This window comes from Streptosporangium lutulentum (assembly GCF_030811455.1).
Classification (GTDB): domain Bacteria; phylum Actinomycetota; class Actinomycetes; order Streptosporangiales; family Streptosporangiaceae; genus Streptosporangium; species Streptosporangium lutulentum.
The window spans coordinates 6971010-6996401 of record NZ_JAUSQU010000001.1 but is presented as its reverse complement, the minus strand read 5'-3'; the positions used below and the strand labels follow the sequence as shown (position 1 = coordinate 6996401).

General features: G+C 69.8%; 27 protein-coding genes. 10 read left to right on the top strand and 17 right to left on the bottom strand.

Features of this window, described 5'->3' with window-relative positions; all coding sequences use genetic code 11:
- Nucleotide 1 precedes the first annotated feature (1 nt).
- Nucleotides 2-502 (top strand): hypothetical protein, encoded by a 501-nt coding sequence (locus J2853_RS31145; RefSeq protein ID WP_307564196.1) that lies wholly within the window; start codon nt 2-4, stop codon nt 500-502.
- Between the two features lie 12 nt (nt 503-514).
- On the opposite strand, the gene J2853_RS31140 is transcribed toward J2853_RS31145, so the two are convergent.
- From J2853_RS31140 to J2853_RS31130, 3 genes are all read right to left on the bottom strand, one after another.
- A complete protein-coding gene (locus J2853_RS31140) occupies nt 515-823 on the bottom strand; it encodes an NUDIX hydrolase (RefSeq protein WP_307564194.1) in 309 nt (102 codons plus the stop codon).
- Nucleotides 824-1058: 235 nt separating this feature from the next.
- Complete coding sequence (gene infA / locus J2853_RS31135; RefSeq protein WP_307564192.1) at nt 1059-1283, bottom strand: translation initiation factor IF-1; 225 nt, start codon at nt 1281-1283, stop codon at nt 1059-1061.
- A 222-nt stretch (nt 1284-1505) separates the two neighbouring features.
- The gene (locus J2853_RS31130) at nt 1506-2276 is read right to left on the bottom strand and encodes a GNAT family N-acetyltransferase (protein WP_307564191.1); all 771 of its coding nucleotides are present in this window, start codon (nt 2274-2276) and stop codon (nt 1506-1508) included.
- A 419-nt stretch (nt 2277-2695) separates the two neighbouring features.
- Between J2853_RS31130 and J2853_RS31125 the strand changes: the two genes are divergently transcribed.
- On the top strand, nt 2696-3064 hold the full coding sequence (locus J2853_RS31125) for a VOC family protein (RefSeq protein ID WP_307564189.1): 369 nt from the start codon (nt 2696-2698) through the stop codon (nt 3062-3064).
- A 754-nt stretch (nt 3065-3818) separates the two neighbouring features.
- On the opposite strand, the gene J2853_RS31120 is transcribed toward J2853_RS31125, so the two are convergent.
- The 4 genes from J2853_RS31120 to J2853_RS31105 all read right to left on the bottom strand — a co-directional run bounded on the left by J2853_RS31120 (nt 3819) and on the right by J2853_RS31105 (nt 6879).
- Complete coding sequence (locus J2853_RS31120) at nt 3819-4595, bottom strand: aldo/keto reductase (protein WP_307564187.1); 777 nt, start codon at nt 4593-4595, stop codon at nt 3819-3821.
- A 15-nt stretch (nt 4596-4610) separates the two neighbouring features.
- Complete coding sequence (locus J2853_RS31115) at nt 4611-4850, bottom strand: hypothetical protein (protein WP_307564185.1); 240 nt, start codon at nt 4848-4850, stop codon at nt 4611-4613.
- 139 nt (nt 4851-4989) lie between these two features.
- Nucleotides 4990-6120 carry a F420-dependent hydroxymycolic acid dehydrogenase gene (locus J2853_RS31110; RefSeq protein WP_307564183.1) on the bottom strand — a complete coding sequence of 377 codons (1131 nt, stop codon included), beginning with the start codon at nt 6118-6120 and terminating at the stop codon, nt 4990-4992.
- A 147-nt stretch (nt 6121-6267) separates the two neighbouring features.
- Nucleotides 6268-6879, bottom strand: coding sequence for a TetR/AcrR family transcriptional regulator (locus J2853_RS31105; protein ID WP_307564181.1), 612 nt, complete (start codon nt 6877-6879; stop codon nt 6268-6270).
- A 130-nt stretch (nt 6880-7009) separates the two neighbouring features.
- On the opposite strand from J2853_RS31105, the gene J2853_RS31100 reads away from it, so the two are divergent.
- Nucleotides 7010-8023 (top strand): aldo/keto reductase, encoded by a 1014-nt coding sequence (locus tag J2853_RS31100; protein ID WP_307564179.1) that lies wholly within the window; start codon nt 7010-7012, stop codon nt 8021-8023.
- Nucleotides 8024-8412: 389 nt separating this feature from the next.
- Here the strand turns inward: J2853_RS31100 and J2853_RS31095 are convergent, their stop codons facing one another.
- Together J2853_RS31095 and J2853_RS31090 are read right to left on the bottom strand one after the other, a co-directional pair.
- The gene (locus tag J2853_RS31095) at nt 8413-9813 is read right to left on the bottom strand and encodes an FAD-binding oxidoreductase (protein WP_307564177.1); all 1401 of its coding nucleotides are present in this window, start codon (nt 9811-9813) and stop codon (nt 8413-8415) included.
- Nucleotides 9810-9995 (bottom strand): hypothetical protein, encoded by a 186-nt coding sequence (locus tag J2853_RS31090; RefSeq protein ID WP_307564175.1) that lies wholly within the window; start codon nt 9993-9995, stop codon nt 9810-9812. The genes J2853_RS31095 and J2853_RS31090 overlap by 4 nt, the downstream gene beginning before the upstream one ends.
- Nucleotides 9996-10100: 105 nt before the next feature.
- Here J2853_RS31090 and J2853_RS31085 point away from each other — a divergent pair, with 105 nt between their 5' ends.
- The 3 genes from J2853_RS31085 (at nt 10101) to J2853_RS31075 (ending at nt 14264) form a co-directional block, all read left to right on the top strand.
- Nucleotides 10101-10574 (top strand): MarR family winged helix-turn-helix transcriptional regulator, encoded by a 474-nt coding sequence (locus tag J2853_RS31085; protein ID WP_307564173.1) that lies wholly within the window; start codon nt 10101-10103, stop codon nt 10572-10574.
- Between the two features lie 645 nt (nt 10575-11219).
- A complete protein-coding gene (locus J2853_RS31080) occupies nt 11220-13469 on the top strand; it encodes an ATP-binding protein (RefSeq protein WP_307568887.1) in 2250 nt (749 codons plus the stop codon).
- Between the two features lie 114 nt (nt 13470-13583).
- Nucleotides 13584-14264 carry an alpha/beta fold hydrolase gene (locus J2853_RS31075; RefSeq protein ID WP_307564171.1) on the top strand — a complete coding sequence of 227 codons (681 nt, stop codon included), beginning with the start codon at nt 13584-13586 and terminating at the stop codon, nt 14262-14264.
- A 171-nt stretch (nt 14265-14435) separates the two neighbouring features.
- On the opposite strand, the gene J2853_RS31070 is transcribed toward J2853_RS31075, so the two are convergent.
- The 3 genes from J2853_RS31070 to J2853_RS31060 form a co-directional block, all read right to left on the bottom strand.
- Nucleotides 14436-15122: an Lsr2 family DNA-binding protein gene (locus J2853_RS31070; RefSeq protein WP_307564169.1), complete on the bottom strand. Its 687-nt coding sequence runs from the start codon at nt 15120-15122 to the stop codon at nt 14436-14438.
- Between the two features lie 248 nt (nt 15123-15370).
- The gene (locus J2853_RS31065; protein ID WP_307564167.1) at nt 15371-16555 is read right to left on the bottom strand and encodes a hypothetical protein; all 1185 of its coding nucleotides are present in this window, start codon (nt 16553-16555) and stop codon (nt 15371-15373) included.
- 134 nt (nt 16556-16689) lie between these two features.
- Nucleotides 16690-17637 carry a helix-turn-helix domain-containing protein gene (locus J2853_RS31060; protein ID WP_307564165.1) on the bottom strand — a complete coding sequence of 316 codons (948 nt, stop codon included), beginning with the start codon at nt 17635-17637 and terminating at the stop codon, nt 16690-16692.
- Between the two features lie 101 nt (nt 17638-17738).
- Here J2853_RS31060 and J2853_RS31055 point away from each other — a divergent pair, with 101 nt between their 5' ends.
- Both J2853_RS31055 and J2853_RS31050 read left to right on the top strand, forming a co-directional pair.
- Nucleotides 17739-18782: a saccharopine dehydrogenase family protein gene (locus J2853_RS31055; RefSeq protein ID WP_307564164.1), complete on the top strand. Its 1044-nt coding sequence runs from the start codon at nt 17739-17741 to the stop codon at nt 18780-18782.
- A gap of 235 nt (nt 18783-19017) precedes the next feature.
- On the top strand, nt 19018-19917 hold the full coding sequence (locus J2853_RS31050) for a hypothetical protein (protein WP_307564162.1): 900 nt from the start codon (nt 19018-19020) through the stop codon (nt 19915-19917).
- Between the two features lie 9 nt (nt 19918-19926).
- Here J2853_RS31050 and J2853_RS31045 read toward each other — a convergent pair whose 3' ends face one another.
- Nucleotides 19927-20355, bottom strand: coding sequence for a hypothetical protein (locus J2853_RS31045; RefSeq protein ID WP_307564160.1), 429 nt, complete (start codon nt 20353-20355; stop codon nt 19927-19929).
- 153 nt (nt 20356-20508) lie between these two features.
- The gene (locus J2853_RS31040; protein WP_307564158.1) at nt 20509-21183 is read right to left on the bottom strand and encodes a hypothetical protein; all 675 of its coding nucleotides are present in this window, start codon (nt 21181-21183) and stop codon (nt 20509-20511) included.
- A 194-nt stretch (nt 21184-21377) separates the two neighbouring features.
- On the opposite strand from J2853_RS31040, the gene J2853_RS31035 reads away from it, so the two are divergent.
- Nucleotides 21378-22226, top strand: a complete 849-nt coding sequence (locus J2853_RS31035) for a glutaminyl-peptide cyclotransferase (RefSeq protein WP_307564156.1) — start codon at nt 21378-21380, stop codon at nt 22224-22226.
- A gap of 284 nt (nt 22227-22510) precedes the next feature.
- Here J2853_RS31035 and J2853_RS31030 read toward each other — a convergent pair whose 3' ends face one another.
- The 3 genes from J2853_RS31030 to J2853_RS31020 all read right to left on the bottom strand — a co-directional run bounded on the left by J2853_RS31030 (nt 22511) and on the right by J2853_RS31020 (nt 24543).
- The gene (locus J2853_RS31030) at nt 22511-22969 is read right to left on the bottom strand and encodes an SRPBCC family protein (protein ID WP_307564154.1); all 459 of its coding nucleotides are present in this window, start codon (nt 22967-22969) and stop codon (nt 22511-22513) included.
- On the bottom strand, nt 22966-23301 hold the full coding sequence (locus tag J2853_RS31025; protein ID WP_307564152.1) for an ArsR/SmtB family transcription factor: 336 nt from the start codon (nt 23299-23301) through the stop codon (nt 22966-22968). The genes J2853_RS31030 and J2853_RS31025 overlap by 4 nt, the downstream gene beginning before the upstream one ends.
- A 105-nt stretch (nt 23302-23406) precedes the next feature.
- Entirely contained in the window at nt 23407-24543 is a 1137-nt protein-coding gene (locus J2853_RS31020; RefSeq protein WP_307564150.1) for a threonine aldolase family protein, read from the bottom strand.
- A 211-nt stretch (nt 24544-24754) separates the two neighbouring features.
- Between J2853_RS31020 and J2853_RS31015 the strand changes: the two genes are divergently transcribed.
- Complete coding sequence (locus J2853_RS31015) at nt 24755-25264, top strand: GNAT family N-acetyltransferase (RefSeq protein ID WP_307564148.1); 510 nt, start codon at nt 24755-24757, stop codon at nt 25262-25264.
- Nucleotides 25265-25392: the final 128 nt, after the last annotated feature.

Genomic DNA, 25392 nt, shown 5'->3' with positions numbered 1-25392 from the left:
CGTGACCGACCAGCAGGCGAAGTCGAGCCCTGTACTTATGCGGATCATGACCGTAGTCGCCGTCTTGCTCGGGGACGGAGTGCTTTTCGCGGCGGTTGATTGGATCTTGGGACGTGTGCGGCGCCGGGGGGTGCTCTGTGACGGGGACAGCGTCTTGTGTGCCGGAGGAGACCCGACCCGTGCGGAGTGGCTGGCGGAGATGCAGGTCCGTAGCACCGTTGCGTACACGTCGCTGGCAGTTGTGGTCGTGATTCTGGCGTTGACCGCCGCGCTGGCGTGGAAGCATCGCCGCAGGGAACTCGTGCTGGCCCAGAGCCTCGCGCTCCTCCTGGCCTTTGTGTTGGTGGTCATGTGGAAGCCGTACAGGCATTTCGAGGACTTCCAGCTACCCCTGCTCGGCAGCCAAGTAAGCGTGACCACAAATCATCAGTCGCACCAAGCGATCTCCTCATTCACTCGCAAGCCCATGCATAGTGGCGCTCAAACCCGTCAACATCTCTGAGCTTCTTGATCGCTAGCTGGTGCCCGAGCAAACCAGCACACGGCGCTGCTTTCCGCAGGCATGGCCAAGTAGGAAAATCGGCTGATAGGTGATCAGATGCTCGATCTCCTTGGGCCGATACCCCGTCTCCTCCTCCACCTCCCGAGCCGCCGTCGTGATCGCGTCCTCACCCGCGTCGACCAAGCCGCCGGGCAACTCCCAACCCCACCGGTCGGACAGAAACGGGTGCCGCCACATCATCAGCACCCGGTTCTGCTCGTCGACCACCACGGCGATCGCCGCCCGATCCAGATGCGCCGCGTGATGTTCGAACCGCTTCATGCCGATGAGCGGACGGGCCGGCTCCGACGAAAGACGCGATGCCACAGTGGTATCGAGCGACCGGCTCGAAGCCAGACGCTCGATACCGCTGTCGCATCAGGCCGGCGACGTGCCTACCCGGCCGAGACGCAGAAGTCAGAACCGAGCCGAGTCGTCGGTTCTGACTCCTGCGTCGAGCATGTCTCCGATCCAGATCGGAGACTTCTTTTCCTGTTTCGGCGCGTCCCGCCCGCCGCTACGTCCTGTATCGGAAGAGGATCCGGCCGCGGGTGAGGTCGTACGGGCTGAGCTCCACGAGCACCCGGTCATACGGCAAGATCTTGATGTAGTTCTTCCGTATCTTCCCGCTGATGTGCGCCAGCACCTTGTGCCCGTTCTGGAGCTCCACCTTGAAGGTGGCGTTGCGCAGGCACTCGATGACGGTGCCCTCGACTTCGATGCCGTCTGATGTTCTTGTCATATTCTCGCCCTTCTCCGGTCGGTGACCGTGGGGTCGGTGAGGAAACGAATTACGTTGACGCAACCGTGATCGAGGCGTCTCGGCAGACGTGGTTGTCGCGGACGGCGGCCGCGACCGGCCGTCCCGCGCGCTACGGGAACCGAGGCTCGCTCATCAGCTCGGCTCGGCCTGTGCCGCGCGCGCTTCGGGCCCGGTCCCCTCGCGCGGTGACGCGGTGAGGCGTCAGCGGAGCACCAACTCCAGGTTGCTGCTCACACGCCGGGCGCCGACGCCCTCGAACAGCGCCATGGCCGCCCCGTTGGATTCGTTCACCTCGGCCGATGCCGTTTCGATCCCGCCCCGGTGCAGCGAACCCAGCACGTGGGCGAGCAGCGCCCGCGCGATACCGCGGCGGTGCTGGTCGGACCGGACCGCGATCAGCCCGATCCGTGGCTGCCGGGTCACCGGAGCCACCCGGAGCAGTCCCACGTATTCATCGGACCGTGCTGCCACCGCGTACTTCGACGGATCCCGCAGGGTGGCGCCGTCCAGGCGGGGCAACACCTCGGCCGGCATCTCCTGCCATCCGACGGTGGCCTCCACTTCGTCGCGAATCACGCGGTCCAACTCGCGCAGAGGGCCCTCCTCCGCCTCGCCGACGGCCACTGTCGTCACGTCCGACGGCGGTAGCACTGAGCCGAGTCCCGTGACCCGCGGGTCGGTGGGCACGAGATACTCCCACTCACGGCGTCGGGTCGTGAAGCCGGCTCGCTCCCAATGGGACGTCACGTCGAGGTCGGCCTCGTCGACCAGCGTGTACAGCGGCTTCGGCAGGTCCGCCAACATGGCATCGGCGAGCCGGTCAAAGACCGCGCCGTGCCACGCGTCGATGCTGAGGAAGATCCGCCCGTCGGGTCTACGCGAAGCGTCGCCGCGGCCGACCACCCGGTCGTCCTCCACGGCGTGCCATTGCCTCTCCGCGACCCGCGTGATCACTACGGCAGGCTCGTTCATGCCCGGAGTGAAATGCACAGAATTCATAGGTTGTTGCCTTTCGGGATTGCCTTGTCGAGGCGCTCCCGGCGACACCTACGTCAATCGCCCAACCGTGAAGAAGATAGGGAGCACCCATATCGATACAGCGTTCATGGGTCTCACCTCCTAGCGCGATGTCACGGTCTGCGGGACGCTATCAGCCCAAATGTCGTCCCGTCCAACCATTTTCCCGCCGATCGACTCGGCGGGCCGCCAATGCGCTCATCTGCCGCGGGGCGCGCGAACGCGCGACGATGCCGCTGAGGACGCTGAGGACGCTGAGGACGCTGAGGACGCTGAGGACGCTGAGGACGCTGAGGACGCTGAGGACGCTGAGGACGCTGAGGACGCGGACACTTCATCATGCCGCTGTCGGTGCCGTCTGGCAGACTGCCGCCATGCTTGATCACTTATCGATTCAGTGCGGAGATCTCGTCAAGAGCGCGGCCTTCTACGACGCTGTTCTGGCGCCGCTCGGCGGCCGACGGATCATGGAATTCGGTCCGGTCATCGGATACGGCATTGACCGCCCCACGTTCTGGATCGGCCGGCAGTCGACCGGCGACGGTTTCCGCGAGTCGCACATCGCCTTCACGGCAACCGACCGCCAGCTGGTCGACGCCTTCTTCGCCGCGGCCATCGGCGCCGGCGCGGAGGCCCTGCATGAGCCGCGAGTCTGGCCGGAGTACCACCCGGACTACTACGGCGCCTTCGTCCGCGATCCCGACGGCAACAACGTCGAGGCGGTCTGCTACCAATCCCGCTGAACTCACCGCTTCATCCACGCTCCGGAGCACGCATGCGCGTCCCACCGAACATGCCCTCTTCTGCCGCGATCCTCACGCCGCCCGTAGGCAGGACAAGGAGGCGAGGTGTGATCATGCCGGGTGACGTGCGCGGAGCCAGGCTGCCGCTCTGCGCGCCGATGCGCGGGACAGCCACGCGTCCTGGACCACCTCGGCCGGCTCGTTCCGGGTGAGCTCACCGATCCGACTGGCCCGCAGCAGCACCGACGGGTGACCGTCGAAGTGCGCGGTGGTGAAGAACCGCGACGCTCGTCCTGAACCAGTGCCTGCTTGTCCGCCTCGGACTCAACCCAGAAGACGATCACATCCACGTAGCGTTCCCCGGTGTCAGGGCCGGCCGCGTCCGGCCGTGGGGTGCGGAAGAAGACGAACGACTTCCCGCCCACTTGGTAGACCGGATTGTCGCCGGTCCCGTACTCGACGGTGACGTGCGGCATGGCCAGAGCCGGCTCGCGCACGTCCTCGACGCGAGCCGGCCGGCTTCCGTCATCGTCGGACACAGCCTCAGCGTAGGCGGCTCGCGGTGGAACGTCCGGTCATGCCGCACGTTGGGCGGTCGGTAGGCGGGTCGGCTCTGGTCTTCCCTGCGACCCGCCCACGTTCACGCCGGCGCCTGATCTATCACAAACGACCGCAATCCGGCCCCGGCGTCCGCCCCGTCCGCGGGCGCCCCGCAGCGAATTGTCTTCACGCGGGGTTCGCCCGCCGTCTTCGGTCAGCCGGCTTGGGTGAGGGCGTCGATCGCGGTGACGTCTTCGGGGGTGAGGTCGAAGCCTTGCAGGTCGAAGTTGGTGGCGACGCGTTCCCGGCGGGAGGACCTGGGCAGGATCACGATGTCGTGTTCCAGGTGCCAGCGCAGGACGACCTGGGCGGGAGTGACTCCGTGCCTCTGGGCGATCCCGGTGAGGACCGGGTCGTTCAGGTCGGTGTTCTTGAGGCCGCTGTAGCCCTCGACGACCACGCCTCGGCGGCGATGCTCCTCCAGCAGGGCCGGGTCGTGCTGCGCCGGGCTCCACGGAATCTGGTTGACCGCCGGCTGCCGCCCGGTGGCCTCGGTCAGCAGGTCGATCAGTTCCGGGCTGTAGTTGCTGACCCCGACGTTGCGGACCAGCCCGGCGTCCTTGGCGGACAGCAACTCCTGCCACGTCGAGACGAGCTCGTCCTGGTCCGTCGGCCAGTGGATCAGCCAGAGATCCAGGTAGTCGGTGCCGAGCAGCCGGAGACTCGACTCCAAGGTGCTGCGGGCACGCCGTGCGTCCTGCGGGCGGAGCTTGGTCGTGAGGAAGACCTGCTCCCGGTCCAGGCCGCTGTCCTTCACGGCTCTGCCGACATCGGACTCGTTCTGGTACAAGGTCGCGGTGTCGACATGCCGGTAACCGATCTCAAGCGCGGCACGCACCGACTCGTACGCCGCCTCGGGCTGCAGCTGCCAGGTCCCAAAGCCGATCAACGGCAGCGCAGTGCCGTCAGGCAGGTTCACTGTCTTAGTCATGCGAAGCATTCTGCCTCAACACCCTGCCTTGGCCGACGGCCGCTCGCCGGCCACGGGCGGCTGACGTGTCGGCACGCGCGTGCCCTGGTCGCCGAGGCCGTTCCGCAGCGCACATGCGATGTCCCGCATCCACATGAACTCCCCCGTGCCCAGAAAGCGCCGACCGGCGGCTTCAGGGGTGGTCATGGCGCGGATGCGCAGGTCCATTTGGTCGCGCACGTCGACCACCGTCGCCGCGCGCAGCACATTCAGCACCCCCTCGCGTGCCGGCACGATGAGGACGTCGGGGTCGCTCGAGTCGCCTCCGCATATCAAGCGTGAGGAATCCGGGCCCGTCCATCGCATCGCCGCGTCCGGCGAGATCACCTGGTCTGTGGAGCAGGTCGCGACCGATTCAGCGGTGCACGTGGGGAAGAACCTCGCGGCCGTAGAAGTCGATGACGCGCGCCTGGTCGGCCTGGCCGGAGTGGACCATGGGGATGCCGCCCACGTCGACGATCTTCTGCAGCGCCTTGATGTGCACCTCGGGATCGGTGCCGCGCGGCCACGACTTGTACACCTCGGACAGGGGCCAGCGCTTCTCGGCGATCTGCTGGATGGTGACCGGGTTGGGCTGGTACAGCAGATCGCCGAAGCCGCCGGGGGTGAACCGCCACTGGTTCGCCGCATACTCGGCCTGGGCCTGATCGCCGGCGACCACCCAGGTCTCCACCAGCTTCGGCATGGCGTCAGGATCCCGGCCGGCGGCACGGGCGCCCCGGGAGAACTCCGCGTGGAGCTGCGGGTTGGCGATGTCCTTGGTCTGGGCCACCCAGCCGTCGCCGTACCGGCCCGCCAGGTAAGCGCTCTTCGGCCCGCTGGCGGCGACGTAGATGGGCACCGGCTTGTCGGGTACGTCGTACAGCTTGAACTGGTCGGTGCGGTAGTAATCGCCCTTGTAGGTGGTGCGTTCCCCGGTCCACAGCTTGCGGATCAGCGTGATGGCATCGATGAGCCGGTCGTGGCGTTCGGGGTAGCGGCCGTAGCTGCCGGTGGTGGCCTGCTCGTTGAGGGCCTCGCCGGTGCCGACGCCGAGGAACACCCGGCCGGGCGTGAGTATGCCGAGGGAGGCGAACGCCTGCGCTACCTGGGAGGGGTGGTGGCGGTAGAGGGGGCAGGTCACGCCGGTGCCGTACGTCACGCGCGATGTGTGGTCGCCCACCAGGGCCAGCGTGATCCAGGGGAACATGGCGTGGCCCTCGTTGTCCTGCCAGGGATGGGAGTGGTCACTGGCCCAGACGTGAGTGAATCCCGCCCGATCGGCCCGCTCGGCGAACGACACGAGCGCCGGCGTGCGGAACTGCTCGTGCCCGAGGACGAACCCCACCCGGGCGCGCTGCCCGGTGTCCGGGGTTGGCGTGGGGTTCGGGCTCGGTGAGGTCTGGCGGGGAGCTCCCAGGTGTGACAGACCGCCCAGTGCCGCTGCGCCCAGGATGGAGAACTCCCGCCTTGATATTCCGCCGGCCGGTTCCTCGTGCTCGCTCATCGTGTGCCCTCCCGAGAAGGTCTTTTCAGGGGCTACCCGACCAAAAACCACAAAAAACTAAATAAATGCGACAAAAGAGACAAATGGTGCCTGGGATGGCAGGAGGCCCGATGCGTCATGTGACGACACCTTCCGAGCGCTCCTGTGTCACGTGCTCGGAAGGGTGTCCCCGGAAGCGGGGGCGGGCGCGTCGCTCGCACCGATGAGGTCGAGTGCGGCGGCGAGCAGATCAACGCTCATGTCCGAGTCCGAACTCAGCAGCGCTCGATTACCCAGCACGTTGCGTTGCATCTGCATCCCGGTGCAGACGGCGATCAACAACGCGGCGCGCATCTCCGGATCGGGGCCGGAAAGCGCGTCGGCGAGGTCGCGCTGATAGTGCTGTTCGAGATGGTCGCGCATGATCTCAACGGCCCGCTCGTTCCCGGCCGAGCGGATGGTGAGCAGGAGTCCCTTGGCCTGCTCCAGCGGCGCGCCGCCGAGCAGCGCCTTGGCCACTTCGCGGTTGCGCCCGGGGATCATCATGAGGGGGTGGCGGTAGGTCTCCTCCACCGCTCGTGTGAACAGCGCTTCCTTCGATCCGAAGTAGCGGGTGATCAACCGAGGGTCGACGCCGGCGTCGCGCGCGATGTCGCGCGTGCTCGCGCCGTCGTAGCCGCTGCGGGCGAACGCGTCGATCGCCGCGCCGAGGATGGCGCGTTGGGTGGCCTCGGCGTCGCGCGTGCGCCGGGGCGCGGAAGCGGACGCATCGGTGGCCATGCCCCTCATCCTAGGCCCCCTGGACTCTTGTCCTCACTTGAGGACTACACTTGTCCCCAAGTGAGGACATACCTGCGTGCATGCAAGTCCCCGAATGAGGACATGTTTGCGCGCCCGAAAGGACCTGGCCATGAGCATTCCCACCCGATTCCTTGGGCCCGATCGGCTCGAGATCGGCGCGATCGGCTACGGCGCGATGAGCTTCGCCAACCCCTACGGCCAGAACGGCGATTACGACCCGGACACGGTGGCCCGGGAGATCATCGACCGTGCCGCCAAGCTCGGCGTCACAATGATCGACACCGCCGACGGCTACGGGGCCAGCGAGGAGATCATCAGCCGTGCGATCGCCGGGCGCCGCGACGAGTTCGTCGTCGCGACGAAGTTCGGCATCGTCTCGGCCCCGTTCGGCGGAGGCGAAGCGCGCATCGACGGCAGCCCCGCCTACGCGCGCGAGCGTCTGGAACGGTCCCTACGGCGTCTGGGCACCGACCACATCGACCTTTACTACCAGCACCGTGTCGACCCGACGGTCCCGATCGAGGACACCGTCGGCGCCATGGCCGAGTTCGTCGCCGAGGGAAAGGTGCGCCACATCGGCCTTTCCGAGGCCGCACCCGACACCATCCGCCGGGCCGCGGCCGTACACCCGATCACCGCGCTCCAGACCGAGTGGTCACTGTGGGAGCGAAGCATCGAGGCCGAGATCCTCCCGCTCACCCGGGAACTCGGCATCGGGGTCGTGCCGTACAGTCCGCTGGGCCGCGGCGCCCTCACCGGCACCATCACCTCCCGGGGCGACCTCAAGGACGAGGACCACCGCAGCGGCATGCCCTGGTACTCCGAGGAGAACTTCGACCGTAACCTGTCGACCATCGACGTCGTCCGCGGCATCGCCGCCGACCTCGACGCCACCCCCGGCCAGGTCGCGCTTGCCTGGCTGCTCGCCAAGGCGCCCGACGTCGTCCCGATCCCCGGCACCCGACGGCCGGTGTTCTTCGAGGAGAACAGCCTCGCCGCCGACCTTGCCCTGACCGAGGAACACCTCGCCGCTCTCGAACGCATCACCGTGACCGGCGACCGCGAGCACGACACCGCTGTCGCCGCGCAGAACTGGTTCAACGGAGTGACCCCGCCCCGCTGAAAACCCTCGCCCAGCGGTAACGGACGCCTGGGAACAGTGCGTCTGCCGGAAATCCGGACACGCCCCCTGTTGACGTGAAGGTCAAGGGCGCAGGCCTGAGCGCGTGAGAATCGGAGAGCTCGCGGAGCGTACCGGCGTATCCCGTCGGCTGCCGCGCTCCTTGAGGAGCAGCGGCTGATCGCACCCGGCCGTGCCCTCCACGGTTACCGTGAGGACGAAGAGTCACACGTGGACATCGTGCTGCGGATCAAGGGATCGCTCGATGCCGGGCTGCCGACCCCGGTACGCGGGGCCGCCGTCGCGGGTGGATCTGGAGCGGTGGCGCAGGGGAGTGCCGCCGTGGGCGTCCGGTCCGACGATTATCAAGGCCTTCGACCCGGTTGATCCATCTAACCGCCGATGGCTGTCCCCGCGCTCCTCGACCCCGGAGACGGAGCCCACTTCGATGACGTCGGACGGGCGGCGATGAGCGGTGCCGGCGGGATGTTGTGCGTGACACCGAAGGTGTTGTCAGGGTCGTACAGGCGCTTGACGGCGCTCAGCCGCCGGTGGTCGGCGGCGGTGTAGGCGTCCGCGGTCCGGGTCGAGTCGTGCAGGAAGTTCAGGAACGCCCCGCCGCTGGTGTGCGCGCGCAGGGCGTCAGCCAGGACCGGAGAGCCGGCGTCGGCGATCACCGACAGGCGGGTGGCGCGGTGGCCGACCGGGCCGGCGTCGGGGCCGGGGCGGCCCATGGCGCCGCCCCAGTGCCGGATCTCCACGGCCGGCCCGTCGTACGGCTCGGCGACGCGTATGATCGCCGCGATCGCCGAGTCCGGCAGCTCCCTCAGGAGTTCGACCTGGCCGGGGGCGGTGCCGCCCATGGAGGCCTCGGCGTACGGCATGGTGCGGAAGTCCTCGATGAGCGCCGGGCCCGCGGCTCGCCACAGCGGCCGCAGCAGCCGCCGGCCCTGGTCGGCGCTCCCCGCGTACAGCGCTTTGAGCTGCAGGACGCGGCGGCCGCGCACGAGTGGGGGCACCCCTGGGTCGTCGGGCATCGAGGTCAGTGACAGGGCGGTGCTGAGCTCGTCGGGCAGCCCGGTGATCCAGTCCCGGTAGAAGGCCACGATCTCGCCGGCGCGTTCGACCGGGAAACAGGCGGTGCCCGTGAAGACCCGGGCCACCGGGTGCAGCCGGAACTCCAGCGAGGTGACCACGCCGAAGTTGCCGCCTCCGCCGCGCAGCGCCCAGTACAGATCGGGGTGGCTGTCGGGAGCAGCGGTCACGAGCCGCCCGTCGGCCGTGACGATCTGGGCGCGCAGCACGCTGTCGGCGGCGAAGCCGTACGCGCGGGAGAGCCAGCCCAGGCCGCCGCCGAGGGTGTACCCGGTCACGCCGACGTCGGCGTGCGAGCCCGACAGAGGGGCCAGTCCGAACGGCTCGGCGGCCGTCATGACCTGGCCCCATCGGGCGCCGGGGCCGACGCGGGCGATGCGCCGGCGCGGATCGAGGAGCACTCCGGCCATGAGGGACGTCCTCAACAGCAGGCCGCCGTCGCAGGGCGCGTGGGTGCCGTGCCCGGTCGCCTGCACGGCCAGTGCCAGGCCGGCGTCCCGAGCCGCCACGACCGCCGCCCGTACGTCCTCGGCGCTGGTCGCCTCGGCCACCAGAGCGGGTCGCTGGTCGATCGGGGTGAACAGCGGGCGCCGGTGCTCTTCGTATCCGGCTTCGCCGGGAAGGTGCACGGCGCCGGTGAAGCCCGCGCGCAGACGGCGCGCGGAGGTGGGGGTGTTCCTCGATCCGGTCAGGGTCATGATGACCGCTCCCTTCTGGGTGTTCGCCGGTCCCGCGACGGACTAGGCGGAGGGCTCGGGGCGGTAGGTGAGGACGACGCGTAGTGCTGGGACTCGGCGTCGGAGTACTTCATCGACCACTCGTGCGGGTTGTCGATGAAGCCGTCGAGGGTGGCGTAGGTGGATGCGATGATCCTGCGCATGATCTGCCTCTTCGGGCCGGGGGGGTGGGATCGGCTGAGACCTACGATAAAGTCACGATCAATTATCGTCAATGATCGTGACTAAAAAATCCGGAGAGGACTTCCATGGGCATCACCGGCAAAGGACCAGACCTGGGCATGCTCACAGGCCAGCTCATGCGGGCCATCCAGGAGGAGCTGTTCCACACCCTGGCTGAGCAGGGGCACCCCGACGTGAGCCCGCGGCACGGAACGGTCCTGGCCTTCCTCGACCCCGGCGGCACCCGCGCGACCGATCTGTCAGCCCGGTCCGGCCAGCACAAGCAGATCGTCGGCACGATCACCGACGAACTCGCCCGCCTCGGCTACGTCACCCGCCGGCCCGACCCCGCCGACCGTCGCGCCAAGCTCATCGTCCCCACCGACCGCGCCCTGGACGAGATCGCCAAAGCCCGCGCCATCCTCGCCGCGATTGAAGACCGCTACGAACAGGCCCTCGGCGCCGACCGGTACACCGCCTTCAAGGACACCCTCCAGCAGGTCACCCGCCACCAACGTGCCTGGAACGAGGCCGCCACGGCAGTGCGGCCGGCGACCTGACGCGGTGGGCGGAGATGAGCAGATCACGCTCGTCCGGCGTCGGACCGCCAGGTAGGTCAGCCGGTCGATCGCGTGGGATCAGGAGCCGGGTGACCTCGGAGGTTGTCTCATTCGGAGAGGCCGGGGGCCGGGCATGCCTCAAACCAGGATGATCTAGTTCATTGCTCCGCTGCTCTCATAAGATGACGAAGCACCGGGCCAGGCCCTCCCGGGGTAGATGAAGGAGCCTCCGTGGCCGATTCGCCATCCGGCGGTCCCGAGACGGTCGGCGACGCTGATCTGTTCGAGCGGGACGGCGATCTCCGCGACCGTGCGGGCCTGCCCCTTCACGAGGTGCGGCCGCTTACGGACGAGGCCGCGGACGCGCCGGCGGTGAACCGGTTCCCCGCGCTCGTGCCCCGCGGTGCGGCGACGTCTCCTGGAGGAGGCGTGAGGGGAATCCGCCGGCCTCGCTTGAGCTTCCCCTCACGCTGTCGGGTCCGCAACGATCCGGTGCCGCACGACTGCCGGAGGTGCTGCCGTTGAGCGGTCGTCTCCAGACGGCGTTCGAGTCGCGGATCAGCGGGCTGCCGACCGGTCCCGAAGCCGGGGCACCCCACTTGTTCGCAGCGGGTCACGTACCCCACCGCTGACCAGGAGCACCCCATCACCACCCCACACAGCTTCGCGGAGCTGCTGCGCCGCCATCGGCACGCGGCACGCCTCACCCTGGAGCAACTCGCCGAAGCCTCCGGGGTCAGCGCCCGGACCCTGTCGGACATGGAGCGCGGACGCAGCAGGGGACCCCGGCACCGAACCGTCACCGCCCTGGCGGACGCGCTCGCTCTGACGGAGGCCGCCCGCGACCAGCTCGTCGAACTGGCGCGAGACGGCCGGCTACGGGATCACTGGACGCGCCCGACCGGGCTGTGCGAGCTGCCCCGCTCGGTTGACGACTTCACCGGCCGGGTCGCGGAACTGGCCTGGACGAAGGATCTCGTGTACGCCGACCACGCGCCGGGTGCCGCCGGCGTGGGACTCATCACCGGCCCCGCCGGGTTGGGCAAGACCACCTTCGCCGTCCGCGCCGCCCACGTCCTGCGCCCGGACTTCGCCGACGGGGTGCTCTTCCTCGATCTGTTCGGCATGTCCCCGCAACCCCTCGCCGTCGATGAGGCCCTGCTCCTGCTGCTGCGTGCGCTCGGCGTCGCGGATCAGCAGATACCGGGCGACATCCCCGGACGTGCTTCCCTGTACCGATCGCTGCTGCGGGACAGGCGCGTTCTGGTCGTGCTCGACAACGCCGCGTCCGAGGAACAGGTCCGCTCGCTGCTGCCGGGAGGCGGCGAAGGCAGAGCTCTGGTCACCAGCCGGCGGCTGCTGGCCGGCCTGGAGGGCGTGCGCAGGTTGAGCCTCAGCCCGTTGCCGCTCGCGGAAGCCACGGAACTGCTGGCCGGGATCCTGGGCGAACGGTCCGCTTCGGACGGGGAACCGGGGCTCACCCGGCTCGCGCACCTGTGCGGTGGCCTGCCGCTGGCGTTGCGGATCGCGGGAAACCGGCTGGCGAGCCGACCGGGGTGGAACGCCGCCGACTTCGCCGCCCGGCTGACGAACGAGGAGCGCCGTCTCGACCAGCTCAGGGCAGGCGACCTCACGATCGCCAAGGCGTTCGGGATGTCGTATGAGCAGCTCGCGGGACTCACACGGCGGGTCTTCCGCCGGCTCGCCCTGGTGCCGGGCCGCGACTTCGACGCCGCTCTGGCCGCGGTCGCCGGCGGGACCCCGATCGAGGACGCCTGGGACGCCCTCGACGAACTCGTCGACCTCGGCCTGCTGCAGGACAGCACGTCGGGCCGCTACCGCTTCCACGACCTGGTCCGGCTGTTCGCCCGCGACCGGCTTCGGGAAGAGGAACCCGCGGCCGAGCGCGACGCGATCAACGAGACGGTGACGTCATGGTTGCTGCGGACGGCCACCACCGCCGGGCGGTGGTTCGAGCCCGCCTACGGCCGTTCCGACCGGCCCGACGCCGGCCTGTCCTCACTGGAGGAGGCCGACGCCTGGCTGCGCGCGAATGCGGACAACTGGCTGGGGGCGTTACGTCACGCGGCGAGCGTCGGCAGGCACTCCGCCGTCCTCGACTGCGCGGACTCGATGGACTGGTTCTCCGACCGGTGGATGCACGCGCCGCACTGGCACGAGGTCTTCGCCCTCGGCGCAGAGGCCGCCGCGGCCCTGGGCGATCCGGCCCGGCAGGCCGCGCAGCTGAACCTGCTGGCCTGGGTCCATCTGGTGCCACGAGACGATCCGGAGACCACACTGCGGTACACAGCCCAGGCGATGGACCTCGCCACCCGCAGCGGGGCCACGGCGCAGATCGCCTCGGCCCACCACAACGAGGGGGGCGCGCTTCGGAGGCTGGGACGGCTCGATGAGGCCGTCTCGTCGGAATCCCGGGCGGCGGAGTCGTTCAGGGCGAGCGGCGACGTCGATTCGTACAGCCAGTGTCTCGGCGCCCTCGGCACCTGTCTTCGCGACGCCGGACGCCACACCGAGGCACTGGCGCAGTACCTCGACGTGCTGGCCCTGCTGGACGACGACCATTCGGGGATGACGCCGAGCATCGCGGCGTTCACCCGGCCGATCGCGCTTGCCCGCGTCGGCGAATGCCTGGGATCGCTCGGCCACCGGACCGAAGCGATCGTCAAGCTCACCGAGGCGATCAGCCTCATGGAGCAGGTTCGGTTGCCCGTACCGCAGGCCCGCGCCCTGGAGACAATGGCGGCCCTGCTGGCCGACGAGGGACGGACCGGCGAGAGCCGCCATGCCCACGCGCGGGCCGCCGAGGTGTACGAGGCCCTCGGCGACGCCGAGGCGAGCAGCCGCTGCCGCGACCTGGCGAACGCCGCGCCCTGACGGTTCCGCGCCAATTCTGCGTCCTGTTCTGCGTGGCCGGGTCACGCGCGCGCGACTTGAATGGAGTGCACAGGAGACAGGCGCCGTGCCTGTCCACCCAGGTCAGGAGAGACCATGACCACCATCAAGAACATCGTGCTCGTGCACGGTGGCTTCGTGGACGGATCCGGCTGGCAGGGCGTCTACGACGAACTGACCCGGGACGGCTTCCGCGTCCACATCGTGCAGAACCCGACGCTGTCGCTGGAGGACGACGCCGCGGTGACCCGCCGGGTCCTGGACGGCCTCGACGGCCCGGCCGTCCTGGTCGGCCACTCCTACGGCGGAGTCGTCATCAGCGAGGCCGGCACCCACCCCAACGTCGCCTCACTGGCGTACATCGCCGCGTTCGCCGCCGACAAGGGCGAATCGGTCAACACCCTCATCGCCGACCCGCCGCCCGGCGCGCCGGTGCCGCCCATCCTCCCTCCCGTGGAGGGCTTCCTCTTCCTGGACCGCGACAAGTTCCACGATTCGTTCGCCGCCGATGTGCCCGCGCAGGCGGCCGCGTTCATGGCCGACTCCCAGGTTCCCTGGGGCGTGGGCGCCCTGGGCGGCACGGTCACCGAGCCGGCCTGGCGGCACAAGCCGAGCTGGTACCTGGTGGCCACCGAGGACCGCATGATCCCGCCGCCGGCCCAGCGCGCCATGGCCGAGCGCGCCGGAGCGACCGTCGTCGAGGTCATCGGCAGCCACGCCGTCTACGTCTCGCAGCCCGCCGCGGTCGCCGACCTCATCCGCCAGGCCGCCGCCTGATCGAGGCGTCACCGGCGTCGCACCGGAAGGACCGTCGTTCGCGGCGACGCCCCCAACGGGGGCGTGCGGCAGGCCGCCTGGCGGACGATCCCACCCCGAAGGGACGTTCCTGGTGGGATCTCCGCTCGGGTCCGTGTCACCCGACGAGGTATCCGTGAGTGCCTGACAGGCTCAGTGGTCGTGGGAGTCGGCCCATGCGTTGAGGATGTCCGGGGAGACGCGCCCTCGGGACGGTACGTCGTAGCCGTTTTCACGGGCCCACGCGCGGACGGCCGCGGTATCGACAGGGGCGGAGGGAAAACTGTCGAAGGGTACGGGTTCCCAAAGAGCGGGAACGGGAGATGCGGGCGTGAACGTGGGAGGATCTTCGAGCAGGCTGGACGGGAACTGGGGTACGCGCGTCTCGCCGGTGAGGACGGACACGAGGAAGCCGGTAACGGTTCCGTCGTAGGTGAACCAGCGCGGGCCCCGGGCCTCGTTGACCGCGATCCGCCGGCGGCCGCCGTCGGTCACGGGGTCGGTGATCCAGAAGAGGTACTCGCCGTTGCCGGTCACACCGCAGGCGAAGAGGTGATCGGGGTCGTAGGGCACGGGGTGTGTGCCACGGTCGTAGTCCGTGCGTAGATGGGCCCGGATCCGCGCGGGCATGGGCCCGGTGAGAGTGACGTACTCGGTGGGCCCGTGGGGATGGTAGAGGGTGAGGTAGTCGCAGAAGTTTCCGGGCCCGTACCGCTCGGCGAGGGCCTTGTAGTCATCGGGCAGGGGCATCCCGAGCCCGGCCTCGATTCCGTTCCAGTCGATGTGCGTCGCTGAGTTCGGGGGAGGACACAGCCGGACGAGGGCTTCGAGGTCGGTCATTCGATTTCCAGTCGGTGTCGGTTCCGCTGCGCCGCGTGGTCGGGGTTGGCGAAGTCGGTGTCCGTGAAGTATCCATCGGAGTCGTCCGAGGCCGTGAAGAGCGGACGACGGCGTGGCCGAACGCCTTTCGACGCCGCACCGCCGCTACGAGCACCACGCCGGCCACCTCCTCGCCTTCGTCGGTGTCACCGCGACGCCGGGGGCGGGTTCAACACCTCGTCGACCGCCTGGGCGACGCGCCGCCGGCCTCAGCGGTTGAGCCGCCACAGGGCCGAGAACTGCGTCCCGCGCGGGTCTCTGATGACCCCCAGCGCGTAGACGGTGGTACCGATGACGGCAAGGTCGTTGATCTCGTACGGCAGGCCGTCGGCGACCGGGAGGAACTCCCTGGTCCAGCGGCCTTCGGCCAGGTGCCACACCTCGCCCCGCCCGTCGAAGACGGGTTGCGTCCGAAGGATCGTCCACAGGCCGCCGGAGCCGTCGGGTTCGGCATCGGAGAAGCCCTGGTTCTCCCTCGAAGCCGGTCCCCACGTGCAGGTCCATCTGCCGTCGGCGTGGCGGAGCGCGACGGGCCTGGGCCGGCTCACCGGCTCGTCGCCGTCCGGAGGGTACTCGTCCCAGCGGTAGTCGCCCAGTACCCAGAACTCGCCGTCGCCCGTCGGCGCGACGCCGCCCAGGAGCAGCCGGCCCGTATCCGAGTGCACCGGCTTGGCGTCGCGGGGCAGCGGCATGGCGGGGAGCCGAACCCGCTGCCATGCCGTACCGGTCCATCTGGCCAGCTCCGCGACCGGTTCGTTCTCTCCCCGGGCGGAGAATCCGCCCAGCAGCCAGGGCGCCTGGTCGGTTCCGCCCATCCTGCCACCGCCCTCGATGGGTACCGGGGCGAGCTGCCAGGCCGTGCCGTTCCAGTGGGCCGACGCGGTGTGGTTGACCGCCCAGCGGCCGCGGGCGGCGTGCACGGAGCCGTCCGCCTCGTCGAGTGGGGCAGGTCGCTGCCGCCATGCCGTACCGTCCCAGAACCGTGCGGGCTGGGCGAAGACCCATACATGGCGGGTGTCGGCGACCGAGTACGGCCACAGGGCGCTGTCACCCGGCATGACCGGCAGCTCGCTCCACGTCCGGCCGTCCCACCGCATAAGGATGATCTTCGAGTCCTCGGCCGGGGGGATGTGCATGGCCCACAGGGAGCCGTCGGCGGCCGTGCCGGCGTTCAGGCCCCCACCGGGCGCACTCCACGCCAGTTCCCAGCCGGAGGCCGCCTCCCGCGGGGAGAACTGGTTCACCCCACGGGGCGGGCTGGGGCAGGAGTCCGTCGTTTCCAGGGGATCGGCGGTGGCGGTGGCCGGCGGAGGCGGCGCGGCGGTCGGCCGTACGGGTGATGGATCGGCGCCGCAGCCCGCGACGAGCAGAGCCAGGATCAGGACTCGCTTCATATGTGAAGAAGTCTGACAGCGAGGGGGACGCCTTGCCAGCCCGGCCTGTCGCGTCGTCCCCTGCCGGTCCGTGGACGCCGGTGGCCCTTCGGCCGCCGGGACGGCCGAGAACCGTCAGGGCGAGGACCGCGGCCTCACGCGCGGAACGTCCGGCGGTAGGCGTCCGGCGGCACGCCGATCGTGCGGTGGAAGTGGCGGCGCAGTGTCGTCGACGTGCCCATGCCCGCGGCCGAGGCGATGGCGTCGACGCTGTCGTCCGTGGTCTCCAGCAGCTCCTGCGCGCGGCGGATCCGCTGGGTCAGCAGCCACTGCAGCGGGGTGGTGCCGACGGCCGAACGGAAGTGACGGGCCAGGTGGCGCGAGCTCATGTTCGCCTGGCGGGCCAGGTCCTCGACGGTGAGCGGCTGGTCCAGCCGCCGCATCACCCAGGTGAGCAACTCGGACAGGGGATGGCCGTCCTGGTCGGGCACCGGTGTGGTGACGAACTGGGCCTGACCGCCGGCCCGGTGGGGCGGCACGACCAGGCGGCGGGCGACCACGTTGGCGATCGCCGACCCGTGGTCGCGGCGGACCAGATGCAGGCACAGGTCCATCGCCGCGGCCTTGCCCGCGGAGGTGAGCACGCTGCCGTTGTCGACGTAGAGCACGTCCGGGTCGACCTCCACCCGGGGATGGCGTGCGGCCAGCTCCTCGGTGTGGGCCCAGTGCGTGGTCGCGCGCAGCCCGTCCAGCAGGCCGGCGGCGGCGAGCACGAACGCGCCCGTGCACAGGGAGACCACTCGTGCGCCCGACTCGTGGGCCGCGCGCACCGCCTCGACCAGGTCGGCCGGTGGGTCCTCGTCGACGTCCGCCAGGGCGGGGACGATCACGGTGCCGGCGTGCGCCAGCCGGTCGAGCCCGCAGTCCGGCTCCAGCAGGAACCGGCCGACCCGCACGGCGTGCGTGCCGCACACCTTCACGTCGTACCAAGGGTCTGGCAGGGCGTCCGAGACGGCACCGAAGACCTCGTAGGCCAGGGCCAGCTCGAAGTGCAGCATCCCATCGGTGGCGGCGACCGCGACGGAGCGCGGGACAGAACTCATGTCGGGAATTGTACGGGTCATGGCGTTCCAGACGCTGGCACCGATGGATCAACAAGGACAGGATTTCCGCAGTGGATCACTTTGAGCACCAGGGAGCAGACATGGAATCGGGTCAGAACGTGGCGGTGTTCGGCGCCTACGGACACACCGGACGCTTTGTGGTCGCGGAGTTGCGCGAGCGCGGACACATCCCGGTTCTCTCCGGCCGTGACGCCGACAAGCTGCGGGCGTTGGCGGCGTCCCACCCCGGGCTTGAGACGCGGCAGGCGTCGGTCGACGATCCGGCCTCGCTCGACCGCGCGCTGAACGGCGCGGCCGCCGTGATCAACTGCGCCGGGCCCTTCGCCACGACCGCCGCCCCGCTGATCGAGGCGGCGCTGCGTGCCGGCATCCCGTACGTCGACGTGGCGGCTGAGATCGAGGCGAACCTCGACACGTTCGCGCACTTCGCGGAGCGCGCCCGCGCCGCGGGCACCGTGGTGCTCCCGGCGATGGCCTTCTACGGCGGCCTCGGAGACCTGCTGGTCACCACCGCGATGGGCGATTGGACGACGGCGGACGAGGCGCACATCGCCTACGGCCTGAGCAGTTGGCACCCCACCGCCGGAACGCTCGCCGCGGGCACGGTCTCGGGGCAACGACGGGGTGGCCGCCGTGTCCGCTACACCGACGGACGGCTGGAATACCACGATGACGCCCTGCCGACCCTGGAGTGGCCCTTCCCGGCTCCGCTCGGCTCCCAGAGCGTCATCGGAGAGTTCACCATGGCCGACGTCGTCACCGTTCCCAGCCACCTGGACATCCCGGAGGTACGCACCTACATGACCGCCAGGGCGGCCGCGGACCTGTCCGCTCCCGACGCTTCGGCACCGGCCGCCGTCGACGAGCACGGCCGCTCCGCGCAGACCTTCGTCGTCGACGTCCTGGTCCGCTCCGGCGGCACGGAACGCCGCGTGGCCGCCACCGGCCGGGACATCTACGCCGTCAGCGCTCCGCTCGCGGTGGAGGCCGTCGAGCGCATCCTCACCGGCCGGACCCGGACCGTCGGCGTCGCCTCCGCGGGCGCGCTCTTCGACGCCCCGGACTTCCTCCGCGCCCTGTCCGGGCACCTGTCGCTGCACGTCCCGCTCGACACCCGCGACTGACCGGCGACTTGCCCGGTGACGGCCTGGTCGAACGGCGGCGGCATCTCGCCGAGCACGTCGACCGCGGACCGCGCGATCAGAGGGAGGGGCCTGCGACCTCTCGTCATCCGGTTTCGCGCGTCGAACAGGATCGACATGCGTTTTTGCTGGGCGAAAGGCGCGAAGTGGTGTCAACCGAACGTTCGCTCCCCTCGTCTCACTTGTGTCTTCCTCATCTGTCGCACCAGGAGTCGCCTTGCGCGTCCGCTCGCTTCTCTCGGTCGCCGCTCTGACCGGCAGCCTGACCCTGGTCTGCCAACCGGCGCAGGCCGCCGTCTCCGAGGTGCCACGGGGTGCGGTCGTCGCCACCGACATCGTCGAATACCGATGCACCACGTCCGGCGTAACCGAGGAACAAGACATCAAGGTCAAGATCGAGCTGACGATGCCGGCCGACGCCGTCACGGGCGAGCAGATGACCATCGGCTGGCGAGGGACCTACGTCGACGACGCCACCGCGTTGCGGGCCCCCGCCACGGAACTGGCCGGCGGCACCAAGCTGTACGCGTACGCGTCCATCAGCGAGCTCGCCGGGATGACCTCCGCCACCGGGGTGGGCGAACTCACCGCGCTCGGCGCGGGTCAGATCATCGCCCTGCCGACGACCACGGTTCCCCTGAAGACCACATCGGCCAACGCGGGCACCGCGAGGGTACGGCCGGCCGCCGTCAACTTCGGGACCGGGCCCACCGGACCGGCGATCGAGTGTGAGGTGAAGAACGCCGACGCCCTGACGACCTATCCCCTCACCGTCACCTCCGCCGACGACCAGCCGGCCGGCTCCCTCCCGGTGACCCCGAGTACACAGCCGACCCCCACCGTCACGACAACCTCGGACGATCAGCCGATCGATTCCGTACCGGTGCCTTCGGACCCGCAGCCGACCCAGACCGTCACGGCGACCGTGACCGGGGACCCGGAAGCGGACGGGATCGGCACGGTGGTCGAAACCCCGGCGGGGGGAGTAGCGACCGGAGGCGGTGGTGAGTCCGGCCCCGACGGGCGAATGCTCATGGTGACCGGCTTCCTGCTCACCCTCGCCGCCGCCACCGGACTCCTGCTACGCCGTCGTGGCCTCCGGTTCTCCGGGGGATGACCGCCCGCACTACGGCTTCCCGCGCACGTCCCTTCCGGGAAGCGCGATGGTGGGCAGTTCCCCGATGGGGGCGACCCGATCGCCGGTGTGCGGACAGAACCACGCTGCCTCGTTGCCGTCGACCCTGGCGGTTAAGGGGTGCGTATCGGGGTGAGCCGGGCAATGTGGCCACACCGCGGGCAGACCCGCGGTCCATAGTGCTTCCACCGCCCACTCCTGTACCTGGTCCGCGAGCCTGGCCACCTGTTCGCTCGGGTCCTGGCCGAGCACCACGGAGACTCCCTGTCCACTGCCGTCAGGGGCATGGAACATGGCGCACGCCAGTCCTTCCCCACCGCCGGGGTAGGCGGGGGCCTCACGGATGTCGGGAGGTACGGCGCAGTTCGTCTCCAGGTCGCGGCACACCGGCTCCAGCGCCGCGAGGAGTTCCGAGTGCATGCCACTCACCTTGTCGTGATCTGCTCGTCTGCCATGAAGCATCCGTCCTCCTCCGACGAACGTACAACGCGCGGCCGGATGCGGGCCACCTCGTGTGCCGGCGGCTCCGGTCACTTGCCCGCCCGCCGTCGACCCGCCGGCGGTTGAGCGCCGTCACGAACCGGCGGTGCATCGGGTGTACGGAACGTCGCCCAGGTCAGGGAAACCGCGCAGGTCAGAGCTGACCGTGTGACCTTCCTGCGTGTAGGTGAGGGTGAAGAGGACCGGAATCGGCGCCGGGCAGGGGATGAGCACGTCGAACGTGCTCGTCAACCAGGTGGTGGCGCCAGGCGGGAGCGAGTGCGAGGTCGCGGTGTCCACGGGCGGCAACTGGCCGCAACCGCCCCATGCGCTCGCCGTCGCTCGCAGTCCGTTCAGCGGAAGGGCCGTTTCGACCCGGAGTAGCGTCGCGGTGGTGGCCGATCGATTGACGATCTCGACGCCCAGCTGCAGTCTGCCTCCGAGCTGGGCCGAACACCGGGTGCCGGTGCCGGTCACGGCCTGTGCGTCCAGCGGGGCCACCGAATCGGTCGCCGACGCGTGCGAGCCCGGGCCGGCGGTACGGGCTTGGGTTTCGGCGTGCCGGATGCCGACGAGATAGCCGGCGACGGCCCCGACGGCGAGCGCCGCAGCGACGAGGCCGGTGACGCCCCGTCCCCGCGACCATGACAGGGGCGGCCTGCGCGGCCCCGTCTCGATGATGTCCATCTCGTTCTCGCGAGACTGCGACCCGCTGATGATGGCACTGACCTCCGGTCCGGTTGGCCTGTCGGCATCGATGTCCTTCACACGCCAACATAAGCCGGACGGCGCGGGCTCCAAAGCGGCCGGCGGGACCAGGCCGACACGGACCAGGCCGACACGGACCAGGCCGACACGGACCAGGACCACGCGGGGGAGGCCGGGGGAAAGAGGTGACGGGTGCGGGGCGCCCGGGGAAGGTTCCCGTTGGATCACCCGGACAACGTCATGCAGGAGGAACCATGGGTCGCGTCATGTCCGTCGCCGTAGGAGCGGTCGCGCTTCTCCTCCTCGACGGCCACCGGGCTTGCCCTCCCCGCGCGGAAGACGCCTCGGCTGTGTCGAGCACGGGCCGGCCGCCGGTGGAGCGACTGCGGGTCGAAGTTCTCCAGGTCCTGCCGCACGATCCCCGTGCCAGCACCCAGGGGCTGGAGATGGCCGAAGGCAGGCTGTACGAGAGCACCGGCGGGTACGGAGAGTCGACGATCACGGCCGGGCCTGCGGGGAAGGCGCCCACCGTCCGTGCGGAGCTGTCGCCCCGGCTGTTCGGTGAGGGGGTCACCGTCCTGGGGCCGACGTTGTGGCAGCTCACCTGGAGCGAGGGCGTCGCCATCGAACGTGACAGCCGTACCCTCGCCGAACGCCGCCGCGTCCCCTACGCCGGGGAAGGCTGGGGACTGTGCCACCAGCGACGGAACAACCGGCTGGTGATGAGCGACGGTTCCGCCCGCCTCGTTTTTCGCGACCCCGTCACATTCGCCTCCACCGGCACGCTCACCGTGACCGAGTACGGCGATGCCGTCCCCCAGCTCAACGAGCTTGAATGCACGGGCTCCGACACCGTCTACGCCAACGTCTACTGGACCAACCGGATCGTGCGGATCGACACCGGCACCGGCACGGTGACCGGCAGCATCAACGCCGCGGGCCTGCTCACCCCGCTGGAACGCCGGAAGGCGGGCGTCCTGAACGGCATCGCGGCCATCCCCGGAACCGATGAGTTCCTGCTGACCGGCAAGCTGTGGCCCAAGATGTTCCGCGTGCGGTTCGTCCCCGACTCCGGCACGCGCTCGTCCGGCGACAGACTCTGAACGCCGTGGCTCCGTGCTGTCACGGCGCCTTCCCGCCTCCCGGCCCCTTGAGGCGGACGGGTTCACATCCGGGCCTTCATCCGGTCCGGCGTCGGCCTCGCGACACTGCCCGGCCGTCTCCCTGATCGGCGCCCGATGCGTCGAACGCATGGACGGGGATCGGCGCGCGGATAAGCGTTCCTCCGCCGCGCCCGCGCCGGGCAGGTGCGGGCACGGCGGTCGTGCGCGTGCGAACGACGGCCGGCACGGACGTGTGGATCCCCGTCGTGCGGTGCCGACGGCCGCTATCGGCGGAGAAGGTAGGTCTCGACACGATCGAGCGCACCGGTCCAGGCTTCCCCGGCGAAGAAGTCGCGCATCTCGACGGTCGGGAACCCGCTCTGCACCACGGTGAAGAGCGTGCCCCCGTCGTGCTCCTCGAAGGTGATCTCGATCGTCGTCGTCATGGTCATCCCGTCCGGGCTGCTGCCGGTGGACTCGGTGACCAGGCGACGCGGACGGTCGACGACCACGAAGGTCTGCGTCTCGCGAAACAGGTTGTCGCGATCCGGCCCCCAGACGGCGATCTGCCGGCCACCGACGCGCAGGTCGACCTCGATCTCGATGATGCCGGGCTTGTCGTTGAGGATGCCGAACCAGATCTTCTGCTTCTCCGCGTCGGTGTAGGCGTCGAAGACCTCCTCGGGGGTGGCAGGCAGCAGGCGTGTCATCCGTAACCGGGTGGTCTCGGTTCGTTCGGTCACTGTTCGCTTCCTCTCTTGAGAGTGAAGTAGGCGTCGAGGCCGTCGAGCCGGCGTTCCCAGAGCCGTTGGTAGAAGGCGATCCAGGACATGGCGTCGTCCAATCGTTCGGTTCCCAGGCGGCACTGCCGCGATCGGCCGATCTTCTCGGTGGTGACCAGGCCGGCGTTCTCGAGAACGAGTACGTGTTTTTTCATGCCGGTCAACGACATGCCGAACGGCTCGGCCAGTTCGCCGATCGATGCCGGCCCGTCGCCCAGGCGAACCAGGATCTGCCGCCGTGTCGCGTCCGAGAGCGCTGAGAACACCAGATCGAGAGCCGGATGCTGAACCATATGGTTCAGCATAGGTCACTGAACCGAAAGGTTCAATGAAAAAGGACGCCTTCGGCCGATGACGATCACGGCGTCACCCGGGTTCGCGTGGTGCCCCGGACGGGGTCAGGTGAGGGGGACGGTCGCGGTCGGGGGTTCGCCCGCCGCCGCGGACGGAGGACGGGAGTGGGTCTCGGCGCGGGCCAGCAGGTCGTGGATGAGGGCGACCACCTCGTCGGGGGTGAACTCCATGGCGTTCTCGCCGACGCTGACCTCGAAGCTGCAGCGGGTGGGATCCGGGACCGACCGGACCCGGCCCCAGAGCTTGATGCCGTGCTCGGCGAGGATCTCCGCGCCGGCCTGCTCGACGGCCCGCCTGGAGGCCGGCAGGTGGATGTGGAAGATCGGCGTCTGCGGAGGGGCGGGGTGGGCGTGGGCGGCGCCGTCGGCGTTGACGGCCGCCGCGATGGCGATCGCGTGCTCGCGGTAGGCGGACATGTGCGCGCCCAGATCGTCGAGGTGGACCAAGGCGGCCAGGGCGAGCGGCCACGCGTCGGGAATGCCGCCGCCGAGCCGCTGCCGCCACACCTCGGCGGCGCGTACCGTGGCGTCGTCCGCGGCCAGCACGGCGCCGCGCACGCCCTGCAGGCCCTTGTAGAGCGAGACGTACACCGAGTCGAACAACGCGGCGATCTCGTCGAGGGGCCGCCGGTAGTACGTCTGGGTCTCCCAGAGCCGGGCGCCGTCCAGATGCGCGGCGGCGCCGCCGGCCCGTACGAGCGCGACCTGCTCGCAGAGGTCCTCCCATTCGGGGAGCAGTCCGCCGAGGTCGCGCTGCGGCAACTCCCAGATGGCCGCCGCGAGCGGCTCGCCGATCGCCGCCAGGTCCTTGGCCGTCATCAGCTCGTGCGGGTCGCCGGTACGGCGCAGCCACAGGCCGTGGACGGCGTTGTAGCCCTGCTCCTCCCACGTGTCCAGATGCGATTGCGGGTGGGCGGCGAAGGCGCGGCGGCCACGCCGGTCGGCGTGCACGCGCAGCACCGCCTGCTGCGCCATCGTCCCGCTCGGGAAGAACAGCGCGCGCTCCTTGCCCAGGAGCTCGGCCAGCCGCCGCTCCAGCACCGCGACCGGACCTTCGGGGCCGTCCGGCGGGGTGTCGTCGTCCACCAGCTCAAGCATGCGCTCCAGCGTCTGGCGCGGCTTACGCCGGATCGGCGCGTGCGAGAACAGTGCCCGCCGCAGGGGTGAGGTGGGGTCAGCCATGTGAGGCTCCTTCACTGTTGCGACATATCGGCAACGACAGAGAGCACCCTACCGACGCCCGTCCAGGGGCTGACGCGGCAGACGGCCGAGGCCGGCCGTACAGGCGGGAAGCTCGTGCCCACCGACCGGCCGGTCGCGTGAACCGGCGAGCGTGACGACGCCGTCTTCCGGAGATTCGGCACGTATGTGGTCCTTGATCTAGGGTTCGCGCATGTCTTCCGACCTGAAGGATCACCCCTCGGGCCCCCCGGCGATTCGCCCGGCGACCCCTGACGACGCCGCTCTCCTCGCGGAGCTGAACCGTTTCGTGCATGACCTTCACGCCGGTCGGCGTCCCGACATCTACCAGGAGCATCCGTCCCCGGAGGAGCTCGCCTCGGGGTTCGAGGAACAGCTCGGGCGCGAATCCGTCAGGATCTTCATCGCGGACCTCCCCGACGTCCGGGCCGCCGGATACGCGATGGCCACCGTCCACCGGCGCGCCGCCGGCGTGCTCATGCGGCAGGACTCGTTCATCGTTCTGGATCACCTGGCCGTCAGTCCCCGGGCGATTCGCCGCGGGGTCGCGACCGCCTTGCTGGACGCCGTCCGGGATGCGGGCCGTTCGGCCGGATGCAGGCGCTTCGTGACGGATGTCTGGGACTTCAACAGTGAGGCACACGCCTTCTACGTGGCCTCGGGGTTCGCTCCGATGAGGCGTCTGCTGGAGCAGGCGCTCTGAGGCGCCGAAAGGAGACCGGGCCGGGCCGTGGACGCCGGGCGGGGCGACCTGACGGCGCGCGAGGGGAGTCCGTGCTGTCCGCCGCCCTTCTTCGAGCCGCCGCCTCCGTGGTGTGCGGGCACGCGAGG

Excerpts from the sequence above, each read along its gene's own strand:
- J2853_RS31090 (WP_307564175.1), bottom strand. The coding sequence starts at position 9,995 with ATGCGCAGGATCATCGCATCCACCTACGCCACCCTCGACGGCTTCATC.
- J2853_RS31110 (WP_307564183.1), bottom strand. The coding sequence starts at position 6,120 with ATGAGCGAGCACGAGGAACCGGCCGGCGGAATATCAAGGCGGGAGTTC.
- J2853_RS31100 (WP_307564179.1), top strand. The coding sequence starts at position 7,010 with ATGAGCATTCCCACCCGATTCCTTGGGCCCGATCGGCTCGAGATCGGC.
- J2853_RS31045 (WP_307564160.1), bottom strand. The coding sequence starts at position 20,355 with ATGCACTCGGAACTCCTCGCGGCGCTGGAGCCGGTGTGCCGCGACCTG.
- J2853_RS31075 (WP_307564171.1), top strand. The coding sequence starts at position 13,584 with ATGACCACCATCAAGAACATCGTGCTCGTGCACGGTGGCTTCGTGGAC.
- J2853_RS31085 (WP_307564173.1), top strand. The coding sequence starts at position 10,101 with ATGGGCATCACCGGCAAAGGACCAGACCTGGGCATGCTCACAGGCCAG.
- J2853_RS31015 (WP_307564148.1), top strand. The coding sequence starts at position 24,755 with ATGTCTTCCGACCTGAAGGATCACCCCTCGGGCCCCCCGGCGATTCGC.
- J2853_RS31140 (WP_307564194.1), bottom strand. The coding sequence starts at position 823 with ATGAAGCGGTTCGAACATCACGCGGCGCATCTGGATCGGGCGGCGATC.
- J2853_RS31025 (WP_307564152.1), bottom strand. The coding sequence starts at position 23,301 with ATGGTTCAGCATCCGGCTCTCGATCTGGTGTTCTCAGCGCTCTCGGAC.
- J2853_RS31065 (WP_307564167.1), bottom strand. The coding sequence starts at position 16,555 with ATGAAGCGAGTCCTGATCCTGGCTCTGCTCGTCGCGGGCTGCGGCGCC.
- J2853_RS31125 (WP_307564189.1), top strand. The coding sequence starts at position 2,696 with ATGCTTGATCACTTATCGATTCAGTGCGGAGATCTCGTCAAGAGCGCG.
- J2853_RS31105 (WP_307564181.1), bottom strand. The coding sequence starts at position 6,879 with ATGGCCACCGATGCGTCCGCTTCCGCGCCCCGGCGCACGCGCGACGCC.
- J2853_RS31130 (WP_307564191.1), bottom strand. The coding sequence starts at position 2,276 with ATGAACGAGCCTGCCGTAGTGATCACGCGGGTCGCGGAGAGGCAATGG.
- J2853_RS31035 (WP_307564156.1), top strand. The coding sequence starts at position 21,378 with ATGGGTCGCGTCATGTCCGTCGCCGTAGGAGCGGTCGCGCTTCTCCTC.
- J2853_RS31055 (WP_307564164.1), top strand. The coding sequence starts at position 17,739 with ATGGAATCGGGTCAGAACGTGGCGGTGTTCGGCGCCTACGGACACACC.
- J2853_RS31095 (WP_307564177.1), bottom strand. The coding sequence starts at position 9,813 with ATGACCCTGACCGGATCGAGGAACACCCCCACCTCCGCGCGCCGTCTG.
- J2853_RS31060 (WP_307564165.1), bottom strand. The coding sequence starts at position 17,637 with ATGAGTTCTGTCCCGCGCTCCGTCGCGGTCGCCGCCACCGATGGGATG.
- J2853_RS31020 (WP_307564150.1), bottom strand. The coding sequence starts at position 24,543 with ATGGCTGACCCCACCTCACCCCTGCGGCGGGCACTGTTCTCGCACGCG.
- infA (WP_307564192.1), bottom strand. The coding sequence starts at position 1,283 with ATGACAAGAACATCAGACGGCATCGAAGTCGAGGGCACCGTCATCGAG.
- J2853_RS31070 (WP_307564169.1), bottom strand. The coding sequence starts at position 15,122 with ATGACCGACCTCGAAGCCCTCGTCCGGCTGTGTCCTCCCCCGAACTCA.
- J2853_RS31120 (WP_307564187.1), bottom strand. The coding sequence starts at position 4,595 with ATGACTAAGACAGTGAACCTGCCTGACGGCACTGCGCTGCCGTTGATC.